Source organism: Streptomyces albireticuli (assembly GCF_021228125.1).
Classification (GTDB): Bacteria; Actinomycetota; Actinomycetes; order Streptomycetales; family Streptomycetaceae; genus Streptomyces; species Streptomyces albireticuli.
Genome location: NZ_JAJQQS010000016.1, coordinates 224948 through 247029, shown reverse-complemented (window position 1 = coordinate 247029; position 22082 = coordinate 224948). Strand labels below are relative to the sequence as shown.

The 22082-nt window shown below is 72.5% G+C and carries 21 protein-coding genes; 9 read left to right on the top strand and 12 right to left on the bottom strand.

The window, feature by feature from the left end; translation table 11 throughout:
- Window positions 1–195: malic enzyme-like NAD(P)-binding protein (locus LUZ64_RS26655; RefSeq protein WP_276522605.1), on the top strand; the 195-nt coding region annotated here is incomplete at its 5' end.
- A 101-nt stretch (window positions 196–296) separates the two neighbouring features.
- Here the strand turns inward: LUZ64_RS26655 and LUZ64_RS26650 are convergent.
- Window positions 297–920 carry a TetR/AcrR family transcriptional regulator gene (locus LUZ64_RS26650; RefSeq protein WP_095579230.1) on the bottom strand — a complete coding sequence of 208 codons (624 nt, stop codon included), beginning with the start codon at window positions 918–920 and terminating at the stop codon, window positions 297–299.
- A 48-nt stretch (window positions 921–968) separates the two neighbouring features.
- Between LUZ64_RS26650 and LUZ64_RS26645 the strand changes: the two genes are divergently transcribed.
- The 3 genes from LUZ64_RS26645 (at window position 969) to LUZ64_RS26635 (ending at window position 3590) form a co-directional block, all read left to right on the top strand.
- Window positions 969–1547 carry a GNAT family N-acetyltransferase gene (locus LUZ64_RS26645; RefSeq protein WP_095579226.1) on the top strand — a complete coding sequence of 193 codons (579 nt, stop codon included), beginning with the start codon at window positions 969–971 and terminating at the stop codon, window positions 1545–1547.
- A gap of 105 nt (window positions 1548–1652) precedes the next feature.
- Window positions 1653–2507, top strand: a complete 855-nt coding sequence (locus tag LUZ64_RS26640) for an MbnB/TglH/ChrH family RiPP precursor modification enzyme (RefSeq protein WP_095579229.1) — start codon at window positions 1653–1655, stop codon at window positions 2505–2507.
- A gap of 87 nt (window positions 2508–2594) precedes the next feature.
- Window positions 2595–3590, top strand: coding sequence for a TIGR04222 domain-containing membrane protein (locus LUZ64_RS26635; protein WP_095579225.1), 996 nt, complete (start codon window positions 2595–2597; stop codon window positions 3588–3590).
- Between the two features lie 196 nt (window positions 3591–3786).
- Here the strand turns inward: LUZ64_RS26635 and cpt are convergent, their stop codons facing one another.
- The 6 genes from cpt to LUZ64_RS26605 form a co-directional block, all read right to left on the bottom strand.
- Window positions 3787–4320, bottom strand: a complete 534-nt coding sequence (cpt, locus tag LUZ64_RS26630) for a chloramphenicol phosphotransferase CPT (RefSeq protein ID WP_232398886.1) — start codon at window positions 4318–4320, stop codon at window positions 3787–3789.
- 142 nt (window positions 4321–4462) lie between these two features.
- Entirely contained in the window at window positions 4463–5527 is a 1065-nt protein-coding gene (locus LUZ64_RS26625; RefSeq protein ID WP_095579223.1) for a DUF4034 domain-containing protein, read from the bottom strand.
- Between the two features lie 69 nt (window positions 5528–5596).
- Window positions 5597–7255, bottom strand: a complete 1659-nt coding sequence (locus LUZ64_RS26620) for a M48 family metalloprotease (RefSeq protein ID WP_095579222.1) — start codon at window positions 7253–7255, stop codon at window positions 5597–5599.
- 291 nt (window positions 7256–7546) lie between these two features.
- Window positions 7547–9268 (bottom strand): acyl-CoA dehydrogenase family protein, encoded by a 1722-nt coding sequence (locus LUZ64_RS26615; RefSeq protein ID WP_095579221.1) that lies wholly within the window; start codon window positions 9266–9268, stop codon window positions 7547–7549.
- A gap of 86 nt (window positions 9269–9354) precedes the next feature.
- Entirely contained in the window at window positions 9355–9912 is a 558-nt protein-coding gene (locus LUZ64_RS26610) for a PadR family transcriptional regulator (protein WP_095579220.1), read from the bottom strand.
- A 234-nt stretch (window positions 9913–10146) separates the two neighbouring features.
- Complete coding sequence (locus LUZ64_RS26605) at window positions 10147–10446, bottom strand: hypothetical protein (protein WP_095579219.1); 300 nt, start codon at window positions 10444–10446, stop codon at window positions 10147–10149.
- A 166-nt stretch (window positions 10447–10612) separates the two neighbouring features.
- Here LUZ64_RS26605 and LUZ64_RS26600 point away from each other — a divergent pair, with 166 nt between their 5' ends.
- On the top strand, window positions 10613–11818 hold the full coding sequence (locus tag LUZ64_RS26600) for a glycosyltransferase (protein ID WP_095579218.1): 1206 nt from the start codon (window positions 10613–10615) through the stop codon (window positions 11816–11818).
- 11 nt (window positions 11819–11829) lie between these two features.
- Here the strand turns inward: LUZ64_RS26600 and LUZ64_RS26595 are convergent, their stop codons facing one another.
- Window positions 11830–12846 (bottom strand): hypothetical protein, encoded by a 1017-nt coding sequence (locus tag LUZ64_RS26595; RefSeq protein WP_095579217.1) that lies wholly within the window; start codon window positions 12844–12846, stop codon window positions 11830–11832.
- 187 nt (window positions 12847–13033) lie between these two features.
- Here LUZ64_RS26595 and rox point away from each other — a divergent pair, with 187 nt between their 5' ends.
- Entirely contained in the window at window positions 13034–14461 is a 1428-nt protein-coding gene (gene rox / locus LUZ64_RS26590) for a rifampin monooxygenase (RefSeq protein WP_095579216.1), read from the top strand.
- Between the two features lie 143 nt (window positions 14462–14604).
- Here the strand turns inward: rox and nadE are convergent, their stop codons facing one another.
- Window positions 14605–15435 (bottom strand): NAD(+) synthase, encoded by an 831-nt coding sequence (gene nadE / locus LUZ64_RS26585; RefSeq protein WP_095579215.1) that lies wholly within the window; start codon window positions 15433–15435, stop codon window positions 14605–14607.
- A gap of 144 nt (window positions 15436–15579) precedes the next feature.
- Window positions 15580–16758, bottom strand: coding sequence for a multidrug effflux MFS transporter (locus tag LUZ64_RS26580; protein WP_232398884.1), 1179 nt, complete (start codon window positions 16756–16758; stop codon window positions 15580–15582).
- Window positions 16759–17108: 350 nt separating this feature from the next.
- On the opposite strand from LUZ64_RS26580, the gene LUZ64_RS26575 reads away from it, so the two are divergent.
- Together LUZ64_RS26575 and LUZ64_RS26570 are read left to right on the top strand one after the other, a co-directional pair.
- Window positions 17109–17297: a hypothetical protein gene (locus LUZ64_RS26575; RefSeq protein WP_143593022.1), complete on the top strand. Its 189-nt coding sequence runs from the start codon at window positions 17109–17111 to the stop codon at window positions 17295–17297.
- Window positions 17298–17465: 168 nt separating this feature from the next.
- On the top strand, window positions 17466–17987 hold the full coding sequence (locus LUZ64_RS26570) for a hypothetical protein (protein ID WP_095579213.1): 522 nt from the start codon (window positions 17466–17468) through the stop codon (window positions 17985–17987).
- Here LUZ64_RS26570 and LUZ64_RS26565 read toward each other — a convergent pair.
- Window positions 17973–18512 carry a GNAT family N-acetyltransferase gene (locus LUZ64_RS26565; RefSeq protein WP_095579212.1) on the bottom strand — a complete coding sequence of 180 codons (540 nt, stop codon included), beginning with the start codon at window positions 18510–18512 and terminating at the stop codon, window positions 17973–17975. The genes LUZ64_RS26570 and LUZ64_RS26565 overlap by 15 nt on opposite strands.
- Before the next feature lie 208 nt (window positions 18513–18720).
- Between LUZ64_RS26565 and LUZ64_RS26560 the strand changes: the two genes are divergently transcribed.
- Window positions 18721–20184, top strand: a complete 1464-nt coding sequence (locus LUZ64_RS26560; RefSeq protein WP_248288877.1) for an amino acid permease — start codon at window positions 18721–18723, stop codon at window positions 20182–20184.
- 56 nt (window positions 20185–20240) lie between these two features.
- Here the strand turns inward: LUZ64_RS26560 and LUZ64_RS26555 are convergent, their stop codons facing one another.
- The gene (locus tag LUZ64_RS26555) at window positions 20241–22034 is read right to left on the bottom strand and encodes a flavin-containing monooxygenase (protein ID WP_232398880.1); all 1794 of its coding nucleotides are present in this window, start codon (window positions 22032–22034) and stop codon (window positions 20241–20243) included.
- Window positions 22035–22082: the final 48 nt, after the last annotated feature.

The window sequence follows — 22082 nt, the reverse complement described above, 5'->3', positions numbered from 1 at the left end:
GGCCTCCTCGACGCCCAGTCCCGCACCGTCAACACCGACATGATGCTCGCCGCCGCCCGCGCCCTCGCCAACGTCGTCGCCGAAGACGAACTCAACGCGAACTACATCATCCCCAGCGTCTTCAACGCACGGGCGACCGAGGCCGTGGCCTCGGCGGTGAAGGGGGCGGCCCTCGCGCTTCGCCGGGCCGAGTAGCCGGTCCGGCCGAGTAGCCGGTCCGGCCGGGCGCGGCGCCTCGGGTAGTCCTCGGGAATTCCCGGGAAGAGCGGCCCCGGGTCTCGCGGAGCGCGCGACGGTCAGGACGGCACCACGCGTTCCCCGCCCGGAGCGGGCGGGGAACCCGCCAGCGCCGCCACATAGCCGTCGACGAGCTCGGCCTGACGAGCGGGCGGGAACGCGGTGGGGTCGAACAGGGCCTGCACCACCAGCCCCAGTGCGAACGCCTGGGCGCCGGCCGCCACGCCCGCCGGGTCCCCGGCGGGCAGTTCGCCGAGCCGCTGGGCCTCGGCGACCAGGTCACACAGCTTGTCGCGGCTCCGCGCGTACCTGCGGGCGTGGTCGCCGCTCAGGGCGGGGTCGGCGAGCGCGACGTCCCAGGAGGACACCCAGATCCGGTTGGCACCGGTGGCCTCGGCGGTCAGCGGCAGGATGTCGAGCAGGGCGGCCCGTACCGCGGCCAGTCCCGCTCCGGCGGCGCGCCGGGGCCGGGCGGCACTGCGCTGTTCGAGCAGGTCGAGGGCGTACGCGACCAGGTCGCGCTTGGCCGGGAAATAGTGGGTGAGCAGGCCGGTGGTGGCGCCGAGTTCGGCGGCGACGGCGCGCAGGGTGAGCCCGCCGAAACCCTGCGCGGCCAGCACCCGCCAGACCGCCTCGGAGACATCGCGACGACGGGACTCGTGGTCCCCCTTGGTGCGTGGCATGCTGCTACGGTACATAACCGTAACGCTTGTTATGTGAATGGGGTCATCATGTTCTCCCTCCCCTTGCGGGACAACGCCCTCCTCGAGCCGCTGGAGATATGGCACGCCGAGGAGTTCGCCGCCCATCTGGACCGGGCCCGCGACCACATCCGGCCGTGGGTCGGAACGGCGTTCGTCACCGAGGACCTCGACGGAGCACGGGCCACGCTGGGCCGCTACGCCGAGCGCCAGGCCGCGGACGGCGCACGCCTTTACGGCATCCGGCTCGACGGCACACTGGTCGGCGGCGTGATGTTCACGGATTTCAGCACCGCCTCCGGCTCCTGCGAGATCGGCTGCTGGCTGGAGCCCTCGGCCGAGGGCCACGGACTGGTCACCCGGGCCTGCCGCGCCCTGCTGGACTGGGCGTTCGTCTCCCGGGGCCTGTACCGCGCCGAGTGGCACTGCCGGGCCGACAACGACCGGAGCTCCGCCGTGGCCGAGCGGCTCGGCATGACGCTCGAAGGCGTCCGGCGCGAGTCCTGGCCCTACGAGGGCGTCCGCCACGACAAGCAGATCTGGGCGGTCCTCGCCTCCGAATGGCGGGCCGGGGAGCGACCCGCCCTCGCTGCGACCCTGGACGCGTAGCACCGCCCGGCCCTCCGACCTGGTGAGGTGTGCGCCGACCGGGAGGTGGCGTACGGTCGGAAGGCGCGGCCGGCGGCTGCCGGCGGCACCACGAAGGGGGCTGTGGTGGACGGTTCTTCGGGGGCCTGGCCCACGCTCGGGGTGGGCATCGGCTGGCGGGACGAGATCGACGTCGTCGTGGAACAGCTCCCGGGCGTCGAATGGGTCGAGGTCGTCGCCGAGAACATCAGCCCGGACCGTCTGCCCCCGTCGATCCGGCTCCTTCGCGCGCGGGGCCTCCCGGTCGTCCCCCACGGCGTCGCGCTCGGTCTGGGCGGAGCCGGCCTCCCGGACAAGGCCCGGCTGGACAGACTCGCCCGGCTCGCCGGGGCGTTGGACGCTCCGCTGGTGACGGAGCACCTGGCCTTCGTGCGGAGCGGAGGAACGGAAGCGGGGCACCTGCTGCCCGTGCCCCGTTCGCGCGAGGCGCTGGGGGTGATCGCGGAGAACGTCCGGGTCGCCCAGCGGGAGCTGCCCGTGCCGCTCGCCCTGGAGAACATAGCCCCGCATTTCGCCTGGCCCGAGGACGAGTTGACCGAGGCGCAGTTCCTCGCCGAACTGGCCGACCGGACGGGCGTGGGGCTGCTGGTCGACGTGGCCAACCTGTACACCGGGCAGGTCAATCTGGGCGTCGACGCCGCGGCCGAGATCGCCGCGCTGCCGGTGGAGGCCATCGCCTACGCGCATGTGGCGGGCGGCCGGCTGATCGACGGAGTGTGGCACGACACGCACACGCACCCCCTGTCCCCGCCCGTGCTCGAGCTGTTGGCGGAGTTGTGCGGGCGGGCGCGGCCTCCCGGGGTGCTGCTGGAACGGGACGGGAACTACCCGCCGCCCCGTGCGCTGTCCGCTGAACTGGAAGCGATTCGTCAAGTGCTGCGGGGGGATGAGACAGGATGCCGTACGGCCCGACCCGTGTGACGGAGGCAGTAGCTCCGTCACCTCGGGACTCTTGACGAACGTCTACCGGCACGCACCGTCGACCACCCGGACGATCCGAGGGAATTCATGTGGACTATACCCTTCCTCCTCTGCGCCGCACTCGTGGCCGTGAGCGCGTGGCACGTGCGCGGAACGTTCCTCTCGCTGCGAGGCCCTTCCGCTCCGGCTGATCTTCCGGCACGGAATCTGTCGCTGTACGACGCCGCTTACCTCCGTGGCGGTGCCTCGCACGCGGCGGTGACCGCTCTCGCCGCCATGCGTCTCGAAGGCCGGCTGATCCTGTCGCGATCCGGCATGGTCACGGTGACGGACGCCACCCCGCGCAATGCCGTCGAGGCCGCGGTCGTCGACGCGGCCGGGTCCACCCGTCAGCGGGCCCTGCGCGATCTGAGCCGAGGTGTGCGCGCCGCCGAGGCGATCCACGCGATCGGCGCGCGACTGATCGACGAGGGGCTGATCCCGCGGTCCTCGGGGCCGCATCATCTCCGCCGGCTCGCCAAGTCGCGTGCGCTTCACGGCTGGACGCTCGTGACGACATGTGTGGTCGGGGTGGTGACCGTCCCACTGGCCACGGCGACCGGGACGGGAGGCGTGCCGTCGTTGCTCGCCTTCCTCCTCCTTCTCGCGCTCGGAGCGGTGCCGATGATCCGCTACCGCGATCCGGCTCCCGACCGGGCCGGCAAGGCCGGCCGGGAACGGCTCGTCTCCCTGCGGGGTGACGCTTCCTGGCAACCGTGCGACGTGGGGCTCGACGCCGGAACCACCGCCGCGCTCAAGCCCTTCGCGCTGGGGAGCACCGACCGTGTCCCAGGTCTGGCGGAAGACGAGGTGCGCGCTCTCCTCGACGCGTTCAGGACGGACCCCAGGAGCGCCCGGCGGCCGGCTCCCGCCGCTTCGGCCACCGCCGTCGGCGTGGGCCTGGCGTCCGCGGGTTACGTGGGCGGCATGAACACCCCGGCCGGAGGCTCCGACGGAGGCGGTACGGGCGGCGGCCATGACGGCGGGCACAGCGGATGCGGCGGGTGCGGAGGGGGATGCGGTGGATGTGGTTGCGGGGGCTGAAAGCACCGCCATCGCCCGATATCCCTCGTCCGTCACGCCGACCCCCATGTGAGCGCCGGTCACCCGTCCCAGGCCCCGGCCCGGCCGGTGACGCCCTTACACCTGGATGCGGGCGGCCGGGTCGCCGGTTGCAGAAGGTGGCGGGGCTCACCGGGAACCGCACGCCCGGCTCCGGTGGCGGCGCCGCCGACAGTGATCAGCCGACGCGGGCGGCAATGGTCCGCGCGCACGCCATGGACTCGGCGCGCGTCGTGTCGACCTCCAGGTCGTAGACGACCCCCTCGTGCACCGCGTCCGCCTGTGCCGCGGCCATCCCCTGGACGCGGTCTCCCCGCGCGACCTCACGGCCCGCGGCGACCGCGCTGTCGCATCTGACGCCGACCCAGAGCACGTCCAGCCCGTCCAGGGCCTTCCGCCACCGCTGCTGGGAGGCCGCTCCGCCGAGGAAGACGTCGTCGATGACGACCCTGGCGCCCGCGCGGACCATCGCCGCGATGCCGTCCGTCCAGGCCTCCTCCAGCGCCCGGAAGTCCGCGCCGACGCTCACCCCGCCGTCGGCCGCGATCACGATGCCTTCGTCCGACGCCTGCATCTTCGCGGGCAGGGCGTCGACGAACGAGTCGCAGCCGAACGCGAGCCACGGGTCCGGGAGTACGTCCTGGAGGCACCGTACGATCCCGGACTTCCCCGAGCTGGAACCACCGTTGAGAATGATCATTTGAGTCGTCACGGCGCCACAGTAGGGCGCCGCCCGCACGACGGGAAACGAATATCGGCCGGCCCCGCTCCACCGGGCACGGCCACGGCACGCCGTGGCCGTGCCCGGGTTCCTCCCCGCCACCGGCCCGGCGCGCCGACGGCGGGGAGGAGGCTCAGCCGGCGATCCTCGCCGCCGCCGCGCCCTTCAGCGCCACGTCCCTGACGTGGCAGTAGAACTCGGCCGGGTCACCGTAGTAGCGCCACGGCAGCGCCTCCACATGGCCGTCCACCATCCGGAACTGCTCCAGCGCGGCCTCGTAGCGGCCCTGCTTGGTCAGGCAGTACGCCAGCAGATGCCGGACCTCCGCGATCCTGGGGTGCCCCGGCCGGGCCATGGCGACATCCGCCAGGGCGGCGTCGGTCAGCGCCGTCATCTCCGGCCAGCCGTAGGCCTCGGCCGGTGCCTCGTCGTCGTTGTGCTCGTACCAGCTGACCAGCGGGAACATCGTCAGCAGGCTGCCGGGCGGAGCCGTCGCCGCGGCCTGCGCGGCGAAATCGCGGGCCAGATCCTTGGAACCGCGCCACTTCGCGCTCCAGAACTGGAGCGCGTACCAGTGCGCCTCGTAGTGGTACGGAGCGCGCTTGGTGACCTCGGCCCACAGCCCGTGCAGCGCCTCGTGCGGGGCGCCCAGGCCCATGTACAGCGGGATCTGGAGGAGGTACGGGGTCGGGTCGCCGGGGTGCGCCAGGGCCTCGGCCCGAGCGAAGTCCTCCCGGGCCTCGTTCAGTACGCGGTGGAATCCTTCGAACCGCTCGGCGGAGGTGTCCTTGGCCCAGGCCCCGCCACGGATCTGCCAGGCCAGCGACACCTTCGCGTCGGCGTGGACCACGGCCGCGTCCGGGTCGCCGGGGCGCGCGGCCTGCCAGGCCCGCAGCCAGGTGTCGTCGTCGGCCGCCCGCGCCGCGACGATGCCGACGAGGTAGGAGCGCCGCTCCCAGTCGGTGCCCGCGGCGGCGAGCGCCTGGGCGGCCGGTAGCCAGTCGCCCCGGGAGAGGGCCGCCAGCACGGCCTCCGCCTCGGGGTCCGGGGCCGCCCGATCCGTGTTCTGGCGCTCCGCCGGCAGCAGACCCGCGCCGATCTCGGAGGCGATTCCCTCCGCGCGCTTGGCGCGTCTCCTGGACCGCAGCCAGAAGCAGAGCATGACGACGAGGATGGTGAGCGGGATGATCCCGGACATGGGTTTCTACGATCCGATCGGTCGTGAGTTCATGATTTCGCAGCAGCGCGGACGTGCGGGGCCGCGTGCTCAGTGGGAGAGGAGCGTCCGCAGCGGCGCGGTGTCCGGAGCGTCCGCGGTGGCCGCCCGTACCGCGGCTGCCAGCGCCTCCTCCATGTCAGGCGCCTTCTCCATGTCAGGCGCCCCCTGCGTCCCACCGGAGTACGCGGCCCCCGGCAGCCGTAGCCGCACCCGCTCGGACCAGGAGAGCTCCCAGTACGCCCCGGCCTTCTCCACCAGGGCCAGCTCCGCGAGCCGGTAGGTCCCGGCCTCCAGCGCCGGGCGCAGGAATTCCCGCGCCGCCCGGCCCGTCGCCCGCGCCGCGTCCGAGGACTTGGGCAAGTACCCCGCGACCAGCCACAGCCGTCCCGTGTCGGCGGAGTCCAGCAGGGCCGTGAGGTCACCCGAGGCGCTGCCCGAGGCGACTCCCGCGGTGGCCAGTGCCGTTCGCAGCGGCCCGGCCCCCACCGTGGCCCGGGTATACATCGCCCGGTGCGCGAGCTCCGGCCATTCCGCCCGCTCCATGGCCAGCGCCTCCGGCGTGAGGAGGACGTCCTCCAGGCGCGCCAGCACCCGCTCGGTATCGCGCAGCAAGGCCAGCGCGGGCCGCGCCGGGTCCGCGCCACGGCCGTCGTCGGGCAGCGCCTCGATCAGCCGCACCCGCTCGGCCACCGGGGGGTGCGAGTCGTACGGGGACTCCTCGTCGGCCGGCAGTTCGCCGCGCAGTTCCGCCAGGGCGGACCGGCGCTCCGGGTCGGCCAGCAGACGGCGCAGACCGCCGAAGACCTCACCGCGCGGCGGGAGGAGGCCCGCCTCGACGCCCAGCATGGCGTACCGGCTCTGGTAGAAGTCGTGGGCGGCGTCGAGCGCCGCGATCTCCCGCAGCGCCGAGGCCGTGGCGTCCCGGCCCGCGACGCGGACCGCCATCCGGTCGGCCGCGAGCTCCTGCTGCCGGCCCACGCCACTGGTGACCCGCAGGTAGAACCGCGCGTACGCCTGGAACGGCTTGGCCATCACGCGGTACCGGAGCCCGGTGCGCCCGGTGTCCACGCCCCGCGCCTTCTTGCCCTTGCGCAGGCGCTTGGCGTCCGCCTTCTCCTGCCGGGAGCGCTCCTTGCCGATCCGCTTCCGTTCCCGCTCCTGGAACGCCCCGACGGTCCGCAGCACGCAGTCGCGGCCCCGCCGGGTGATGCCCGCCAGGCGGGTGTCCGCGTTGCCGTAGTGACCCAGCTCGTGGGCGATCACCGAGTGCAGCTGCGGCTCGCTCAGACCGGCCAGCAGCGGCACGCCGATGTACAGGCGGCGGCGCCCGGGCAGCAGGCCCAGCAGCCGGGCGTCCTCGGAGACCGCCGCGTTCACCTCCCCGACGAGGAGGATCTCGTCGGGCGCGCGAGTACCGGAGCGCTCGGCCAACGCGCGTACGGTGCCCCACAGTTCGGGCTGTTCGGCCTCGGTGACCGGCAGCGCCTCCCGCTCGTCCCCGGAGCCCTCCCCCAGGGCGAAGGCGCCTCGCAGGACCGGGTAACCCAGCAGGGCGGTGATGACGGTCACCTTGATCGCGACCGGGGCCGGCGCCCAGATCCAGGCCGCGACGTCGGCGCCTACGAGTACGCCGAGTACGGCGAGAGCGACCAGGTAGAAGCCGGCCAGCAAGACCAACGCGCGCAGGGCGCGCGGAGATGCGCTCACAGAGCAGAGTCCCCCGCATGAAGAAGAATATGAACGGAAAGATCATATGTGCGAATCGCACACGGACCGGATCATTTTCGCCGAAGGCGACCGGGCGCACGACGCGACCCGGCCGTCCACAGGGGGGACAGATCATGGCGAGACGAATAAGAGGGATAAGACAGACGAAATCGACGAAGCGGGTGGACGGCGGGGCCAGGGTCGGTGGCTGAGACGCGGGAGCTGCTTCCTCGCTGCGCTCGCCCTCGCGCGGGCCGGCCGCTCCCGGCCGGCCCGCGTACCGTCCGTCCGCTACGGCGCCATCTCGTACGTCCCGGACAGGGCCGCGACGCGCTCCCAGACGCGTGCCGATCGGCCGTCGTCGACGACCGGGCGGCGGATCGCGCCCAGCGCCCACCGCTGCTGGTCGGCGGTGGCGGAGTCCTTGCCGTGCAGCTCGACGGCGTGCGCGGAGAAGTCGCGGACGAGGACGGCGAACAGCTCGTCGAGGACGTCCTCGTCGAGGCCGGTCAGACGCGCCTGCTCCAGGATCAGCTGGCCGTGCACGACGAGCGCGAACAGCTGGCCGACGGCGAGAAGGAGGTCCAGGTCACGGCTCTGCTCCTCGTCGGGGGCCGCGGTGGTGACGAACTCGCACAGCGCGTCCGCCTGCTCCCGGAAGCGGCCGACGTTGGGCACCTCGGCGTACGGCTCGAACGCGGTGCGCCAGTCGTGGAAGCGGATGGCGCCGAGGCCGCGGGCCGGTCCCTGACGGAAGAGGAAGTCGTCGTCGGCCGCGTCGAGGCGGGTCGGCACGGGGGCGTACTCGGCCGGGTTGAGCAGGTGGTTGCCCATGAACTTGAGGATCAGCGCGAGGTTGACGTGGACGGTGCCCTCCAGCTTCGGCAGGCCCCGGATCTCGGTGGCGGCCTGGGCGAAGTAGGTGTCCTTCTCGAAGCCCTTGGCCGCGATGACGTCCCACATCAGGTCGATGACCTTCTCGCCCTCCGTGGTCACCTTCATCTTCGTCATGGGGTTGAAGAGGAGGTAGCGGCGGTCGTCGGGGCCGGCGGAACGGAAGTAGTCGACGGCGCGGTCGCTGAACAGCTTCATGCCGACCAGGCGGACGTAGGCGTCGGTCAGCTCGCGGCGCACGTGCGGGAAGGCGGTGACGGGGCGGCCGTACAGGACGCGGTTGTGCGCGTGCGTGACGGCCTCGTACATCGCGTGCTCACAGATGCCGATCGCGCCGGTGCAGAGGTTGAACTTGCCGACGTTGACCGTGTTGAGGGCGGCGTCGAAGGCGGCGCGGCCGGTGTGCAGGACGTCCTCGGCCGCGACCGGGTAGTCCTCCAGACGGAACTCGCTGACGTACTTCGACGAGTCGACGACGTTCTTGACGAGGTGGTACGCCTCGTGGCGGCTGTCGGCGGCGAAGAAGACGTAGCCGTCGGGGCCCTCGACGTCGGTGCGGCGGCCGAAGACGGAGACGAGGCCGGCGGCGTTGCCGTTGCCGATGTAGTACTTGGAGCCGCTCGCCCGGAAGCCGCCGTCGCCGTCCGGCTCCAGGAGCATGTCGGTGGAGTAGATGTCGGCGCCGTGGGACTTCTCGGACAGACCGAAGGCGAACACCTCGCCCTGGGCGAGGAGTTCGGCGGCGCGGGCACGGGCGGCGGCGTTGTCGCTCTGCCAGACCGGGCCGAGGCCGAGGACGGTGACCTGCCAGGCGTACCAGTAGTCGAGCCCGTAGAAGCCGAAGATCTCGTTGAGGGCGGCTATGCGGGCGGTGTCCCAGCGCTTGTCCGGGTTCCCGTCGGCGGCGGACGCCGGGGTGAGGAAGGTCGCGAACAGGCCCTCCTCGGCCGAGAAGGCGAGGAAGTCCGCGAGCCAGGCGCGGGAGCGGTAGTCCTCGATCAGCTTGCGCTTGCCGCGCTCCTCGAACCAGTCGACGGTGGCGCGCAGCAGCCTGCGGGTCTCGGGGTCGAAGTGCGCCGGGTCGTACGTGCGCGGGTTGAACAGCAGCGGGTCAGCCATGGGTGTTCGCCTTTTCTGCTGGAAGGTCGGTTGTGTCGTACCGGTCCGTGGGGTGGTGCGGGTGTGCGGCGCGGCCCGCACCGGTTTCAGCGCTCGGGCCGGAGGCGGTGGAGGGTGGCGAGTACGTCGTCGAGCCAGGCGAGCATCATCCGCTCGTAGGCGATGCCGCCGCGCAGGACGGCGTGCTGGAGCTCCTGTCCGGCGTCCTGCGCCGCGGGGGCCTCGGGACCGGTGAAGTCGCGCAGCTGCCCCGCGAGGTAGTGGGCGAGCCGGTCGGCGTGCGCCCGGTGGTGCCGTTCGACCTCGCTGATCAGCGCGGCGGGGTCGTCGAAGGCCGCGCCGCGGATCTTCACGGCGAGGTCGTGCCGGACGCTCTCGGGTTCGATCGGTTCGTGGAGCCACCCGGAGAGGACGGTCCGGCCGAGGGCGGCGACGGAGTACTCCTTCTTGTCCGGCCGGCCCTGCTGCGGCACCTCGCGCACGTCGATCCAGCCGTCGCCCTCCATGCGCTTGAGGACGCGGTAGATCTGCTGGTGGGTGGCGGTCCAGAAATAGCCGATGGACCGCTCGAAGCGCCGGGCCAGCTCATAGCCGGAGCCCGGCTTCTCCAGCAGGGAGACGAGGATCGCGTGCTCGAGGGCCATGGCCCGGATCCTCCTATGCAACTCGTTGCATAGACAAGAGCACGGGGGTGAGACGCGGCTCACCCGGCCCCGGACGGAGCGTCCGGCAGGGCAGGAAGGTACGTACGCAGGGGCCGCCCCCGCCACTCGCCCCCGGCGCGGCGTCCGCCCGGCCCTGCCTGAGCCGCCGTCGTTCTCCAGGCCGAGCCCACAGATGCGGGGGGGGTGGCCGACCTCGCGGGTCGGCCCGTCCCTTCAGCGAGCCCGAGCCGCCTGCTCGTGGGCGGTGAGGACGAGGCGGTCGCCATTCCCCACCGAGGCGACGTCGACCAGGATCCCGGCGTCGCCGTCGAAGCGCAGGGTGAAGACGGGGTCGGCCCCCATCAAGGCGTCGAAGACTTCCCGGTGTTCCTCCGGCGGGGGGCCGTCGAGGATCGCGTCGCACGTCCAGTCGCCGTCGACGGCGCGGACCGTGACACGCACGTCGAACCCTCCCAGGCTCGTCGAGCTGTTGCCCCACCACTCGAGCCGCGCGGGCCCCTCGTGCGCATCCATGCCCCAAGTATCGGGGGCATCCGGAGCCGGAACGGCTCGCGAAGGCCGGGAGCTCTCCCCGCATTTCCACCGTATATCAGGGTGGGGGCCTTGCCGCAAGGTCCCCCATAAGGGGCAAAATCGCTTGCTGTGTGCCCAAGACGCGGCACACGGAACGGGGAGCACGATGCGATTTCTGTTGTCCACCATCGGGTCACGGGGCGAAGTCCAGCCGCTCGTCGCACTGGCGCTGCGGCTGAAGGAGGCGGGGCACGGCGCAGTGGTGTGCGCGCCGCCCGACTTCCGTGAGTGGGCCGAATCCCTCGGGGTCGTATACGTGCCCGTGGGGCCCGAGCTTCGCGGCACCGCGAAGCCGAGCGCGGGAGCCGTCCCGACGGCCGAGCAGCGGCGTCGGATGATCGAAGGAACGGTCGCCGCGCAGTTCGAGGCGGTCGACGCCGCCGCCGAGGGCTGTGCCGCCGTCGTGGCGGGCGGCGGGCTGGCGATCGCCGCCCGCTCGGTGGCCGAGCGGCGGGGAATCGGTTACGTCTACGCCGCGTTCGCCCCGGTCTCACTGCCGTCCGAGCACCACGCGCCTCCCGTCTTCCGGATGCTCGGGGAGACGCCCGCGGAGGGGCCCGTCGACAACCGGGCGCTCTGGGCCGAGGACGCCGAGCGCTGGAACTCCTTGTGGGGCCCGGCCCTCAACGCGCGGCGCGCGGCCATGGGATTGCCGCCGGTCGAGGACGTACGCGCCCACCTTTTCACCGGCACCCCGTGGCTGGCCGCCGACCCGACGCTCGCTCCATGGCCGACGCCGTCCGACCTGGAGGTCGTCCAGACCGGGGCCTGGCTGCTGGCGGACGACCGGCCGCTCTCCCGCGAACTGGAGGCGTTCCTGGACGCCGGTGAGCCGCCCCTCTACTTCGGGTTCGGCAGCGGTCGCGTGCCCGAGGGCCTGACCAGGACCGTGATCGACACAGCTCGCGCACTCGGTCGACGCGTCGTCCTGTCGAGGGGCTGGGCCGACCTCTCCCTCGTGGACGACGCCTCCGATTGCCTGCTGATCGGCGAGGTCAACCAGCAGGCACTGTTCCCGCGCGTGGCGGCCGTGGTGCACCACGGCGGCGCCGGCACCACGACCGCCGCCACGATGTCGGGAACTCCTCAGGTCGTCGTCCCGCAGCACTTCGACCAGTTCCACTTCGCCGAGCGCGTCGAGCGGCTGGGCATCGGCGCGCGCCTCTCCGGCGAACCCACCGCCGGGTCGCTGACGAACGCCCTGCGCGAGGCCCTCGGCACCGACGTGATCGACGCGGCCCGTGCCGTCGGCGGACGGGTACGTACCGACGGAGCCGCGGTCGCCGCGCGGCGACTCGTCGGCACGTGGTGACCGGGCTTCCTTCAGGCGCCGGTGGCCGCCCCGTCGCCGTGCGCCGCCTCGAACGACCTCAGCCCGCTCGCCAACTCACCGAGAGTCTCCTCCGCCACGTCGCGCAGGAAGGCGGGGCACACCCACGCGTCCGGTGCTTCGCTCTCCTCCCCCGGATCGTCCTCCTCGTCCCATCCGTAGTACTCGGCGATCTCCGCACGTCCGCCGGGGCTGCGCAGGAAGTAGCCGACCTGGTTCGCGTAGTCCGGGTCACCCGTGTCGGGATGCTCGCCGGGAGCGTGGGCGCACGGACGGTCCTCCAGCAGCAGCACGGCCTCCTCGACGCCCTTGATCATCGCGTCCAGTACCGAGCGGTCCGTGATCCTCTCCGACGCCGCGTACCAGCAGGTCGCGTTCATGGTCACGAGGTAACCGGCCAGGACGCCACGGGTCGGCCGGGCGGGAAGGGAGGCCGCCTCGTGCTTCAGGTCCTCGTGCGGATCGCCGTACGGGTAGTCGTTCACGATGCCGGAGAGAACGCTGATGCAGTCGTGGTGGCTCTCCGGCGCCCCTACGGGGATGCGCCGGACGGTCAACGGGGCGATCACGTCCGTGGCCAGCCGCGCCCACCCCGCGACGTTGGCCGGGCACAGCACCCGCTCGGTCTCGACGTCGGCGTCCGGTGCCGCGAGCGTGCCGGTCAGCAGGCCGGTGTCACCGTTCCAGACCTCGTCCTCCAGCGATCCCATCCCGGCCTCGTACGGGTGGCCGTCATGCGGGCAGGGCCGGCCGCCCAGGGCCTCCACCGCGGCCCGCAGGGCTTCCAAGGCGGCGCGCTCGGCCTCCGGCTCGGGACGCCAGGCGAGGTAGCCCGACATCGCCACCAGCCCGGACACCCATATGCGGGCCTCTTCCCCGCCGGGATCGGCGAGGAGCCGGCGGGCGCAGTCCAGGACGAGGGGGACGGCTTCGTCCGCCGGGGACGTGTCGCGGATCCGCTCCCACGCGGGGGCGAGCCGGGAGACGTCGGGGTCGGTCGTAATGATCATGTTCTACACGACGGCCCCGCGCCCGCTACGGTTCCGGGCCGCGCGGCCCGGAACGCGGCCGGGGCCGGGCGGTGGGCGCTCACAGCCGACCGGCGGGAAGCGACGCGTGACGGAAAGCGGATGTACGCGCGCCGCCGGACCGCGCGGGGCGACCGGCCGGAATCCAGTCTTGTTGGGGGACGATTCGATGATTGACGTGATCGTGGTCGGTAGCGGACCGACCGGATTGATGCTGGCCGGTGAATTGCGGCTGGCCGGGGTGCGCGTGGTCGTGCTGGAGAAGCTGACCGAGCCGTCCGGGCAGGCGCGCGGGCGAGGTCTGCACGCGCGCAGCGTCGAGGTGATGGACCAGCGCGGCCTGCTGGGCCGGTTCCTCGAGGTCAGCGAGAAGTTCCAGGTAGGCGGCTTCTTCGGCGGCATCCACAAGCCGTGGCCGGACCGGCTGGACACGGCGCACCCGTACGGCCTCACCACGCCGCAGCCGGTCACCGAGCGGCTGCTCGAAGAGCACGCCGTCGGACTCGGCGCTGAGATCCGGCGTGGCTGCGAGGCGGTCGGGCTGAGCCGGGACGAGGACGGGGTGGACGTCGAACTGGCCGACGGTACGCGGCTGCGCTCGCGCTACCTCGTCGGCTGCGACGGCGGCCGCAGCGCGGTGCGCAAGCTGATCGGCGTCGGCTTCCCCGGTGAGCCTTCCAAGGTCGAGACGCTGCTGGGCGAGATGGTGCTGACCGCGGAACCAGCGACCGTCACCGCCGTCGTCGCGAAAGTCCGCGAGACGCAGTTGCGGTTCGGCGCCCTCCCCCAGGGCGACGGGGTGTACCGCCTCGTCGTTCCCGCCGAAGGCGTGGCCGAGGACCGCACGGCGCCGACGACCCTCGAGGAGTTCAAGCGGCAGCTGCGGGCGCACGCGGGTACCGACTTCGGCGCGCACTCGCCGCGCTCGCTGTCCCGGTTCGGTGACGCCACCCGGCAGGCAGAGCGGTACCGGGTCGGCCGGGTGATGCTGGCCGGCGACGCGGCGCACATCCACCCGCCGACCGGCGGCCAGGGCCTCAATCTCGGTGTGCAGGACGCGTTCAACCTCGGCTGGAAGCTGGCCGCCACGGTCAACGGCTGGGCGCCGCAGGACCTCCTCGACAGCTACCACGCCGAACGGCACCCGGTGGGCGCCCGCGTACTGGCCAACACCCGCGCGCAGATCACCCTGATGGGGACGGATCCGGGCGCGGTCGCCCTGCGGGAGCTGCTCTCGGAGCTGATGGACTTCGAGGAGGCGAACCGGTACGTGACCGCGATGATCACGGCGGTCGGGGTCCGCTACGACTTCGGCGAGGGCCACGAGCTCCTCGGCCGCCGACTGCGGGACGTCACATTGAAGCGGGGGCGTCTCTACGAGCTGATGCGCGGCGGCCGCGGTCTGCTGCTCGACCAGGCGAGCCTGCTGTCGGTGGAGGGCTGGGCGGACCGGGTCGACCACGTCGTCGACGTCAGCGAGGAACTGGACGTCCCCGCCGTACTGCTGCGGCCCGACGGCCATGTGGCCTGGGCCGGTGCCGACCAGGCGGAGCTGCTCGACATGCTGCCCCGGTGGTTCGGCGCCCCCACCCGCTGAACGCACGGGGGGGGCGAAAGCACGAGGACGGTTTCCCGCGCGGATGAACCGGGGTCCGGTCCCGGGGCCGGCAGGTTTGATCACCTGCCGGTCCCGTTCCCATGAGCCCGGCCCGCCTCGCGGGCGTCGGCGCCGGTGCCGCCTTACGGAGCGATGGGCAGCTGACGCTTGTGGTCGGTGAGGCGGTAGCGGCGGACGATCGTTTCAAAGGCGCGCTCGTCCACCGGCTTGCCCTCCAGGAAGTCGTCGATGTCGTCGTACGTGACCCCGAGCGCGTCCTCGTCGGCCTTGCCCGGGTCGAGGGTCTCCAGGTCGGCCGTCGGGGTCTTCCACACCAGCTCGGCGGGCGCGCCCAGCGCGTCCGCGACAGCGCGCACCCGGCGCTTGGTCAGGCCGGTCAGCGGGACGAGGTCGGCGGCGCCGTCGCCGAACTTGGTGAAGAAGCCGGAGACCGCCTCGGCCGCGTGGTCGGTGCCGACGACCAGGCCGTCGTGCGCGCCGGCCACCGCGTACTGGGCGATCATGCGCTGCCGGGCCTTGATGTTGCCGTGCACGAAGTCCTGGTGGTGGGCGTCGCGGAAGCTCACGCCGGCGGCCAGCGAGGCGTCGAGCGCGGCGTCGCTCGCGGGCTTGACGTCCACGGTCAGCACGTGATCGGCCTGGATGAAGGAGAGCGCGAGCTGGGCGTCGTGCTCGTCGGCCTGGGCCCCGTAGGGCAGCCGCATCGCGTGGAACCGGGCCTCGTGGCCGGCGGCCCGGGCCCGCTCGACGGCGAGCTGGCACAGCCGTCCGGCGGTGGTGGAGTCGACGCCGCCGCTGATGCCGAGCACCAGGGAGCGCAGACCGGTGGAGGTCAGCCGCTCGGCGAGGAAGGCCACCCGGCGCTCGATCTCCCGCTCGGGCTCGAAGGTCTCGGCGACCTCGAGATCCCGGGCGATCTCCTGCTGAAGGGCGATGGCCGCCGGCTCGCTCACGTCTGCTCCTTGTTTCGTTCCACGATGTGCTGACCACCTTAGCCAGGGGCACCGGGCGGGCCGGGGCAAGGGTCGGGGAAGCCGGTCCGCGGCACACCGGCCACCCGTCCACGACCGCGCGTGGCCGGTCGCGCCGGTCGGCGGCTAGGAAGCCCCTCGGGCAGCGGTTCCGGTCAGGCGGAGGGCGGCGACGGCGAGCAGGGCCGCCACGGTCATGCCCGTGAACATCGGGACGGCCGTGTGCGCGCCGCCGAGGCCGACCAGTGGCGCGGCCACCGCGCTGAGGAGGCTCTGGACGGTGCCGAGGAGGGCGGAACCGGTGCCGGCGGCCTCGGGGACGCGTTCCAGCGCGAGCGCGGCCGCGTTGATGCTGACCAGGCTGATGCCTGCGAAGGCGGCGTAGAGGAGGACCAGGACCACGACCAGGTTCAGCCGGTCGGCCAGGGCGAGCGCGCACAGGGCGGCGGAGCAGGCCGTCATCACGCCCAGGCCGGCGCGCAGCAGTGACGTGGGGCTGAAGCGGCCGACGAGCTTGGTGACGGCGAGGCCGGCCAGGACGCTGACGACGCCGACGGAGGCGAAGGCCGCGGAGGTCCGGCCCACGCTGAGGCCGAGGAGGTTCTGGAAGAGGAAGGAGGCGCCGCCGAGGTAGCAGAAGAGGACGGCCAGGGCCATGCCGAAGCAGAGTGTGTGGCCGAGGTAGGCGCGGTTGCCCAGGACCTCGCGCGCCGCACGCGCGGTGGCGGCGATGCCCCCGCGGTGGCGCCGCTCGGGCGGCAGGCTCTCCGGGACGCCGAAGGCGGCGGCCACCAGGGCCAGCAGCGAGGCGGCCGACAGGACCCAGAAGACATCGCGCCAGTCGCCGGCCTCGATGACGGCGCCGCCCACGACGGGCGCGATGACGGGGGCGATGCCCATGAGCGTCATCAGGACGCCGAGCAGTCTGGCGGCCTTGTCCCCCTTGGCGACGTCGGAGATCACGGCGCGGCCGACGACCACGCCCGCGGCGCCGCCGAACCCCTGGAGGAAGCGCAGGACGACCAGCCAGCCGAGGGAGGGCGCGAGCGCGCAGAAGGCGGTGGCCAGGACGCAGGCGAGGCCGCCGATCAGGATGGGGGCGCGGCGCCCGAAACGGTCGGAGAGCGGGCCGAGGACGAGCTGTCCCAGGCCCATGCCTATCAGAAAGGCCGTCAGGGTGAGCTGGACGCCTGAGGCGTCGGTGTGCAGGTCGCCCGTCATCTGCGGGAAGGCGGGCAGGTACATGTCCGTGGCCAGTGGCATCACGAACGCGAGCAGCACCAGGGCTGCTGTCATCACGGGCATCCAGGAACTCCGTACGAACCGGGTGTGTCGAGCGGCGGCCGCGGCGTTCGGCCCATGCCGACGCGCGCGTGCGGAACGGCACCCTGGGACGGGCGCCGCCGTCCCGGGCCGTCATGTCGTGCTGTCGCTGACGACGACCGTAGGCGGCGTCCCCCGCGGGCCGCGTCGGCCTCAGTACCGGAAGAGCACACTCCGATAGACCTAGGGCAAATGGTGCACACCAGTCGATTTAGGATTCAACGAGTCACGTGCGGGAAACGAACCCGAATGGCGCGGCGCCGACCCGCCCATCACTCCCACCTGGTGGGAAAATATCTATAAGTAAACAATTCGACGAGGAGTGAGTGGACATGGCCGGCAGGGAACGCGACCCGCACGGGGGCCACGGCTACACGGAGGACATGACCGAGGAGACGCTCGCCGCCCGGGAACAGGAGCGCCAGGAACGCCAGCGGCGCCAGGAGGGGCAGCGCGGCCGGCAAACGGAAGAGGGCAGCGGTTCCTACGGCGACCAGGACGACGCCGACGGCGCTCAGTGAGGGTGTGAGCAGCGCCGTCCGGCTCGGCACGCGCGATCAGCCGGAACCCACCGGCCCGCGTCCGCCCCAGGCCGCCTGCCCGACCTGCCAGATCTGGCCGGACCCGCCGGACCTGCCGGACCTGCCAAATCTGCCGGACCCGCCGGACCCGCCGCGCATAATGGGCCGATGCCCACTCCCGCCCTCTCCTCCCCCGGCCGCTTCCGGGACCCCGGCCACTGGAAGCACCACTTCGCCGCGACCGGCAGCGTCCTCGTACGCTGCCCCAGGTGCGAGCGCCAGGCCCGGGTCGTCACGGCCGGCGGCACCGCCGAGGACACCTCGCCGAGCCTGTACGACACACCGCGGCGACTTGTGTGCCGTCACTGCGGCCTCTCACGGGAGCGGAGGAAGGACGTTCCGATCGCCTTTTTCTGGGGCGGCGCGACCGACATGCTCGACCCCTACTTCCACGTACCGCTGTGGCTCCAGACGGACACACGGCACGGCCGGCTGTGGGCGTACAACCCCGAACACCTCGACCTGCTGAGGCGGTACGTGGAGGCGACGCTGCGCGAGCACGACCCCTGGTACGAGCCGTGGCGCAAGATGGGGGTCATCGGCCGCCTCCCCGCGTGGATCAAGCAGGCGAAGAACCGTGACGAGGTGCTGCGCGGCCTGGACCGCATGCGGGGATCACTCGCGAAGTGACCTGGCCTCCGTCGGGAGGCGGGCCTCCAGGGCGTGGGAAAGCGGCTTCGTCATAACGTGTTCCCTCCGCCCGTCGGGCAGCGCGTCGCCGAGCCGGCCGGTGACCTCGAAGCCGTTCCGGCGGTACAGCGCGAGTGCGTGCTCGTTGCCGCGCATGACCGCGAGCTGAAGGGCCGTCACGCGCTCCCGCCCGGCCGCCCACCGCTCCACCGCGCGGATCAGCTCGTCCCCCACCCCTCGGCCCCGCGCCCGCTCACGGACCCACATGGAGATCAGCTCGACGACGTCGCTCCGCGGCCCGGGAACGCCGCTCGCCGTCCCCGCGGGCTCGCCGTCGAGCAGGGCGAGGAAATTGCGCGAGCCGGGGATGCCCAGCCGGGCGCGCCACCGCTCCTCCCGGTCCCCGTCTCCCTGCCATTCCGCGAGGGTGGCCCCGAAGGCGTAAGGAGCCTCGGCCAGCGCCGCGAGCCTCAGCTCGCGCCACACGAGCCAGTCGTCGGCTGTCAGTACCCGTAACTCGATCATGCGAGAAGGGTGTCCCACCAGGCTCGCGGCGGCAACCTCGAATCGATCCGCGCGCGCGGCCCGGACCAGGCCCCCTTCCCCGTTCACCTCCGGTAGGGCATGTTCCTTGTCCCTCTTCCCCGTTCCCGGAGGTACCGCTGTGTCCCCGTCTCTCCGTCACGGCCGCCCCGGTCCCGGCCGTGGGACCCCGCTCGATGACGACGCCCACCTGCGCCGGCTCGGATACCGGCCCGTACTGTCCCGGCGGATGAGCCCCCGCGGCAACTTCGCCATCAGCTTCAGCGTGATCTCGGTGCTGTCCGGCTGTATGACGCTGTACGGGTTCGGGCTGTCCACCGGCGGGCCGGCCGTGATGATCTGGGGCTGGGTGGGCGTCGGTCTGATGGTGATGCTCGTCGGCGGGGCGCTCGCCGAGGTCACCTCCGCCTACCCGACGTCCGGAGCCCTGTACTTCATGGCCGACCGGCTCGGCGGCCGCCGCTGGGGCTGGTACACCGGCTGGCTGAACCTCCTCGGGTTACTCGGGGCGATCGCCGGCATCGACTACGGGGCCGCCCTGTTCACCGGCGCCTTCCTCAATCTCCAGTGGGGTTTCGACCCGACGCCGGGGTCGATCATGGTGATCTTCGTGTGCGTCCTGCTGCTGCACGCCGTCCTCAACCTGTTCGGGGTGCGGCTGGTGAGCAGGCTCAACAGCGTCAGCGTGTGGTGGCACCTGATCGGCGTCGGCGTCATCGTCGTGGTCCTGGCCGTCGTCCCCGCCCATCACCGGACGGCCGGTTTCGTCTTCGGCCACTTCACCAACGACACGGGCTGGTCGAGCCCTTGGTACGTGGCCGCGCTCGGCCTGCTCCTCGCCCAGTACACCTTCTCCGGCTACGACGCCTCCGCCCATCTGTCGGAGGAGACGCCCGAGGCGGCCGTGGCGGCCGCGCGGGGCATCGTACGGGCGATCCGGTGGTCCTGGCCGGCCGGGCTGGTCCTGCTGGTCGGGCTGACCTTCGCGATCCAGGACTACGCCGGGACGCAGGCCACCGCGACCGGCGTGCCACCGGCGCAGATCTTCCTCGACGCGCTGGGCGCCTCCGGGGCGAAGGCGCTGCTGCTGATCGTGATCGGCGCCCAGTTGTTCTGCGGAAACGCCGAGGTCGCGGCCACGTCCCGGATGGTGTTCGCGTTCTCGCGCGACGGTGCCCTGCCGGGGTCCCGGCTGTGGCGCCGGGTCCATGCCGGGACGGGCACTCCCCGGCCGGCCGTGTGGCTCTCGGTCGCGGTCGCGGGCGTCCTGGCGCTGCCGTCCCTGTACTCCCCCACCGCCTACGGCGCGGTCACCGCCGTCAACGTCATCGGCATCACCCCCGCGTACGCGATCCCCGTCCTCCTGCGGCTGCGCGCCGGTTCCCGGTTCACACCGGGACCGTGGCACCTGGGCAGGTGGAGCCGGGTGGTGGGCTGGGCGGCCGTCGGCTGGGTGGCCGCGGTCACGGTCCTGTTCTGCCTGCCGCAGAGTCATCCCGTCACCCCCAGGACCTTCAACTACGCGCCCGTGGCCCTGCTCGTGGTCCTGGGCCTGGCCGGCGTCTGGTGGGCCGTCGCCGGCCGCCGTTCGTACGGCACGCCCGATCCCGTCGGCGGCGCCCCCACGGACGCCGCCGCGAAGGACATCGGCTGAAAGCCTTCCTGTCCCGCCCCGGTCCTGTGCCGCCGCGCCGGACTCGACGCGTACCGCTACGAACCCGTCACGGTGAGGCGCGGACCGGCCGGCGTCCCGGAGAGGGCGAAGCCGCGGTACCCGTCGCGTGCGGCGGCGTCGCACTCCGCCCGGTACCGGTCCAGACCGCCCGTGTAGGCCAGGAACACCCGCGGCTTGCCCGGTACGTTCGCCCCCGTGTACCAGGAGGCCACGTCCGGGTAGAGGGTCCGGGAGGCGAGGTCGGCGACGTGGTCGCACCACTCCTCCTCCGCGCGCGGGGTGGCGTCGATCTCGGTGACGCCGTTCCGTGACAGGTGACCGATGCAGTCGGTGATCCACTCCACGTGCTGTTCGATGGACACCACCGCGTTGCTGAGCACCGACGGGCTGAGGGGCCCGATGACGGTGAAGAGGTTCGGGAAGCCGGCGGAGAGCAGGCCCAGGTGGTTCCGGGGGCCGGTGGCCCACTTCTCCTTGAGGGTGGTGCCCCCCTTGCCGACGATGTCCACGGCGACCTGGGACCCGGTCATGGCGTCGAATCCGGTGGCGAAGACGATGACGTCCACGGGGTGTTCCCCGTCCGAGGTCCTGACGCCCTTGGGTGTGATCTCCACGATCGGGGTCGCGGTGAGGTCCACGAGCTTCACGTGCGGCTTGTTGTAGGTGGCGTAGTAGTCGGTGTCCAGGCAGGGGCGTTTGGTGCCGAACGGGAAGGTGCGCGGCGAGAGCGTCTCGGCCGTCTCCGGGTCGGTGACGATCGACCGGATCTTGGAGCGGACGAACTCGGAGACGGTCTCGTTGGCGGCCCGGTCGGCGAGGAGGTCGGTGTATGTGCGCAGGAGGCCGCTGAGCAGGCCCGACTCCCAGCCCGCTTCATAGGTGGCGGTGCGCTCCGCCTCGTCCACCTCCAGGGCGGACCGGGTGGGCGGCTCGAAGACGGTGCCTCCCCGGGACTTCCGCTGGGCGGCGCGGAACTCCGGGTAGCGCGCCTTGAACTCGGCCGTCTCCGCCGCGGACACCGGCCGGTTCAGGGCGGGCAGCGCGTAGACGGGCGTGCGCTGGAAGACGGTGAGTCCGGCGGCCCGCTCGGCCAGGAGCGGGATGGCCTGGACGCCGGAACAGCCGGTGCCGATGACGGCGACCTGTCTACCGGTGACGTCGACGCCCTCGTGCGGCCAGTCGGCGGTGTGCAGGGCCCGGCCGGCGAACGTGTCCGCCCCGGGTATGTCCGGTTCCTTGACGGCCGACATGCAGCCCGTGGCCAGCACGACGAACCGGGTGGTGACCGTCTCGCCGGTGTCGGTGGTCACCTGCCATACGTGGTCGCTCTCGTCGTATTCCGCCCGGGTCACGCGGGTGCGCAGGGTGACGTCCTTGCGCAGGTCGAAGCGGTCGGCGACGTGGTGGAGGTAGCGGAGGATCTCCGGCTGCGTCGCGTAGCGCTCGCTCCACTCCCACTCCTGATCCAGTTCGGGTGAGAAGGAGTAGGAGTAGGAGGTGCTCTCGACGTCGCAGCGGGCGCCGGGGTACCGGTTCCGGTACCACGTCCCGCCGATGTCCTCGCAGGCTTCGAGGACACGGGCGCGCAGCCCCAGTTCGCGCAGCCGGTGCAGTTGGTAGAGGCCGGAGAAGCCGGCCCCGACGACGAGGACGTCGAGCTGCGGGGCACCGTTCTCCTGACAGGTGTCTCGCGCCGGGTGGTGCGGGCGTGCGCGCGCCGGTGCCGGGCGGTCTCCGGCGCGCGCACGCCAAGGGCCCGTCCGGCGAGACCGCCGGTGCCGCTGACCGGCTCCTTCGCGCGCTTCCCGTAGCAGGACATCCTGGTTCACGGCCGGGCCGTTGAGAAGACCCGCCGCCGTGGGGACGGCTGCGGCGAG